This window comes from Vibrio genomosp. F6, from assembly GCF_005146325.1.
Taxonomy (GTDB): domain Bacteria; phylum Pseudomonadota; class Gammaproteobacteria; order Enterobacterales; family Vibrionaceae; genus Vibrio; species Vibrio cortegadensis.
In genome coordinates, this window is the sequence record NZ_SYUT01000155.1 from 1 (window position 1) to 537 (window position 537).

Annotated in this window: 1 protein-coding gene; it reads left to right on the top strand. The window is 40.0% G+C overall.

Annotated elements, in window-relative coordinates; all coding sequences use genetic code 11:
• The first annotated feature begins 112 nt into the window (after positions 1–112).
• Positions 113–523, top strand: a complete 411-nt coding sequence (locus FCV43_RS20260) for a hypothetical protein (protein ID WP_113796089.1) — start codon at positions 113–115, stop codon at positions 521–523.
• Positions 524–537: the final 14 nt, after the last annotated feature.

Consider the following 537-nt stretch of genomic DNA (forward strand, 5'->3'; position numbering starts at 1 on the left):
CTTAATTGGGCGTTATGCTACTTATCCAGTTTGTCGACAAGAGCTGTTAAACTGGGAGCTGAGTTTAATATTACCCTAAGCTGTCATAAAAGCTTTGGGTGGTGGAGAAAGTATGAAATACGACAATGTAAAGTTAGGTTTTATCGCTGCTGCGATGATGAATATCGGTGGTGTACTGATTTTCTCTCGTGCGTTTACTAATTCTGTTATCAATGAATTTGACCCTGTAGTTATGTCTAACTTTGGTTTGCTGATGATTGTTGTATGGGGCTTAGCTTATCTAGGTGCAGCTTCGATTACATCTGGAGTCAAATGGTTAGCGGGCGCATTTGCTATCGAGAAACTCGTGTATGTGGTTGCTTGGTTACTTTGGTTTAATGAGAACAGTCTTGGTAGTGTCTATGAACAAGACCTATTTGCAGGTATTTTCTACAGCATCTACGGGTTAAATGACTTTGTCTTTATGTTGTTCTTCGCTTGGGTCTTTCTTACTCAAGGTAAACCCTCGAAATCAGTAGCATAACAAGAGACTATGGC